Genomic DNA, 3,300 nt, shown 5'->3' on the forward strand with positions numbered 1-3,300 from the left:
CTTACGCGTTTGCCTCATGAAAAAAAATAGAATTTTTAACAGTTTTTATTTGGATTTTGTCATAGAATGCGAGGTGCGGGCTACTGCAACCGAAAGTCGAGAGGAGAACCAATCTCTAGCAAAAACTTTTTCCATTTTTTAAAATTACGAAAAAACTAAAAAATGGAAAAGTTTTTTGCGGGTATTTTCTAGAATATTTCTGAGATTTCCTTCAACCCCGCATCTTGCAAAACCCATGTTGGCAGAAGTTTTTTTAATTCCTTATGCTTTCAACGAGTTTTTCGGTTGCATTTTTCATAAATTCCTCCATAATACTTGTTTGAACAACTTCATAAGTTTCTTTTTGCTTGCCTTTCTTTATTTTTTTCCACTTGTCATCAAATGTTCCGTCGATTTTACAACCCTTATCAACTGAACATGGTGTATAATTAAATTTATAAGTTCCCGCAAACTCATTATCCTTTATTAATGTAACTTTAAACTCTACTTCAGCTCCATTAATTTTAAAAGGATTACTTAATTTTGCCTCATTTCCTTTATCGTTGAAAAATTTGTTTGTTTCGTACAACTTTTCACGATTTAATTTATTGACCTCAATAATGATATCCGTATCAGTTTTAGATTTCAGTTTAGAGTAGTCAATAGTATTTTCATCGTTAGAAATAATTTTGTTGAAAAGTTGTCTGTCTCGAACAATAAATCCATTTTTCAGCAAAACTTTTTCGACAACGTCATACAAATAATTGTTGTTAGTACTTTCCGTAACATCAGAAGAAGATGAATTGGCCCGAACAACAACTTTTGGATGTGGATTGTTTTTGAAAAAGGTAATCAAGTTTGAAGATGGGTTAATTTCATCATTTACTTTACTGAATTTGACATACTTATTGCTTGAGCAACTTGCAAGCAAAGCAATCCCTAAAATTGTAACAATTTTTCTCATAATTTATGACATAAAAGATTAAAAATTACCTACTTTCAGGTTTCTTTAAGTCGCTGTTTCGGTTATTCCGACTATTGTCAGAATTGCCGCTCTTTTATGACGGGTTTCTATAAAATTTCTGCCAACGGTTTGGGTATTGCCGAAGGCGGGGATTTTTAGCACATAAGTTCAATCGAAGAACGAATGTTTAATTTTGTGCAAATGCTTCATAGAAGTACTTCAACCCCGCTTTTGGCAATACCTTGTTGTGTGCTGTGCTGGTTTTCGGTCAAGTGTTTATAGTCTGATTTTTCGATAAACAAATCTTGTTCAACTCCGTCAAGTTTATTTATAATTGCTTTGATTGCTTCGTCTGATTGGTCAATTCCTATCCATTGTCTGCCGTTGGTTTGTGCAGATTTTAAAGTTGTTCCTGAACCTGCAAAACAATCTAAAATAATGCTGTTTTCGTTTGATGAAGTCTTAACGATAATGTCCAATAAATCAGAGTTTTTTTCGGTTGGATAAACAGGATATTGTGGGTCTTTAAATTCCCAAATATCTTGCATACGTTTACCTTCTTGCTCGTCAAAATAGATTTTCTTTCTCGGATTTCCGTTGTTGCTCCACTCAATTAAACCGTCATTGTCCCATTGTTCTAAAATTAAAACTTCACTTCTCCAATGTCTACCTTTGGGTGGTAAAATTCCTTTAAATGCTTGAGAAGTTTTTCCGTTTTGTGTTTCGCCTGGTGCGTGAAGTGGAATAGTTGTATATCTTCTTCCGTCTTTTTCTGTTTTTGGAAAAAGTTTGATTTTATCTTCTTCGGTATAAGGCGTTTTGGGTTCGTTCCAAATTAAATTGTCGGATTTGGAATAGAACAAAATCAAGTCTTTGATGTTACCGTATCCTTTTCGTGCAAAATTTTTCGGATTGCATTTTACTCTCGTGATGTCGTTTCTGAAATTCTCAATTCCAAAGATTTCGTCCATTACGATTTTTACATAATGACCGATTTTATAATCAATATGAAGATAAATAGAACCTTTGTCGGAAAGCAACATTTTCAAAAGCACCAAACGCTCACGAATAAATTCGATAAAGTCAAAACCTTTCAAAGTGTCAGAATAGGCAATATTTCCGTTTTTAGAATTACTGATGGTGCTTGCTCTTCCGTCTGTAATGGTAAAAGTGTTATTGGTTGCAAACGGTGGGTCAATATATATTAAATCAATTTTACCTACTAAATTGTGTTGCGTTATGAGTTGTTTTAGTGCAACTAAATTATTTGCTTGAATGAGTAAATTAGGACTATCAGAATTATTGATTTGTTCCAAAGTTATGTCTGGAATGCTATCAAAAATTTGCTGTTCAGTTTTTTTATTAGGGTAATTCAATTGCATAATTCCAAAGTTTTAAAGTTGATAAAGAAATTCACGTAATACCAAACTGCTCATAATATTGAAATTGCTGTATTCATTGGTTATCCACTTATAATATCTGCTTTTGTCTTTAATCCAAGGAATACCATCAACAATTCCAATAGCAATAGCACCATTTAGATTTGCAGTAACAGTTGTAATCACATCTGTAAAAGCCGTTCCTTGATTACCTCCAATTGCTGTAATGAATTTTGCCTCTCCAATTACATATTTTCCATTAAATCTTCCTATAAAATCTAAACCCTTTCCTTTGTCATAGTTAAAGTGGTCTTTTGCAAATCTTGTTAATAATTTATCTCCTCCTTTTAAAATTGCATTTTCATTTGAGCTTAAAAAAATATGTTCTTCTACTGGTTGAACTCCAAGCACCCCTTTATTTAACCAATGGTTAAATTTTCCACCCATTTGAGTATTTGTTTCTTTTGGTTCGGAAGATTTCTCAAATAGTTTTTCTAAACCAATAGAGTACACCATTCCAGCTAATCTGTTAATTGTGTTTGGGTTTCTGTCAAAACTACTATTGTCCAACCGTAAAAAATTAACATAGCTATCTTTAAAAGGAAATTTTTCAAGCAACAATAAGTTTTGTATCAATAATTTATTATTTTGTTGATTATATGCTTCAACAACTTGTTGCCAAACTATTTCATCAATAGTTCTTATACCGTCTGGAATAGTAGGATATACTTGGAATAAATCGTCCAAATATGATTTCTGACTTGCGTATTCTATACTTAATTCTGTCCAATAGTTCATAGGGTCAAATTTACAAAAAATAATTTACGGTTTTTGTTTCGATTGGGATTTGTGCGGTTGGTTTAGCATAGCATAGCACACAACGGAAAAGGGCTTTGCCTTTACTTTGTTTTCTGTAAAAATAGTTAAATTTATTCAAAGGAGAGCAGAGGTGAACTATGGGCTTTGTTAGTTTTTAGA

Annotated in this window: 3 protein-coding genes; all 3 read right to left on the bottom strand. The window is 32.5% G+C overall.

Annotation, left to right across the window (positions count from 1 at the left end):
* Positions 1-253: 253 nt before the first annotated feature.
* Positions 254-943 carry a hypothetical protein gene (locus IV513_RS15175; protein ID WP_209391401.1) on the bottom strand — a complete coding sequence of 230 codons (690 nt, stop codon included), beginning with the start codon at positions 941-943 and terminating at the stop codon, positions 254-256.
* Positions 944-1,149: 206 nt separating this feature from the next.
* The gene (locus IV513_RS15180) at positions 1,150-2,325 is read right to left on the bottom strand and encodes a site-specific DNA-methyltransferase (RefSeq protein ID WP_209391402.1); all 1,176 of its coding nucleotides are present in this window, start codon (positions 2,323-2,325) and stop codon (positions 1,150-1,152) included.
* A gap of 12 nt (positions 2,326-2,337) precedes the next feature.
* Entirely contained in the window at positions 2,338-3,120 is a 783-nt protein-coding gene (locus IV513_RS15185; RefSeq protein WP_209391403.1) for a hypothetical protein, read from the bottom strand.
* Positions 3,121-3,300 lie beyond the last annotated feature (180 nt).

The organism is Chryseobacterium sp. RR2-3-20 (assembly GCF_017808115.1).
Taxonomy (GTDB): Bacteria; Bacteroidota; Bacteroidia; order Flavobacteriales; family Weeksellaceae; genus Chryseobacterium; species Chryseobacterium oryzae.

What these genes read in the sequence shown, in the direction of transcription:
- IV513_RS15175 (WP_209391401.1), bottom strand. Translation starts at nt 943, where the DNA reads ATGAGAAAAATTGTTACAATTTTAGGGATTGCTTTGCTTGCAAGTTGC.
- IV513_RS15180 (WP_209391402.1), bottom strand. Translation starts at nt 2,325, where the DNA reads ATGCAATTGAATTACCCTAATAAAAAAACTGAACAGCAAATTTTTGAT.
- IV513_RS15185 (WP_209391403.1), bottom strand. Translation starts at nt 3,120, where the DNA reads ATGAACTATTGGACAGAATTAAGTATAGAATACGCAAGTCAGAAATCA.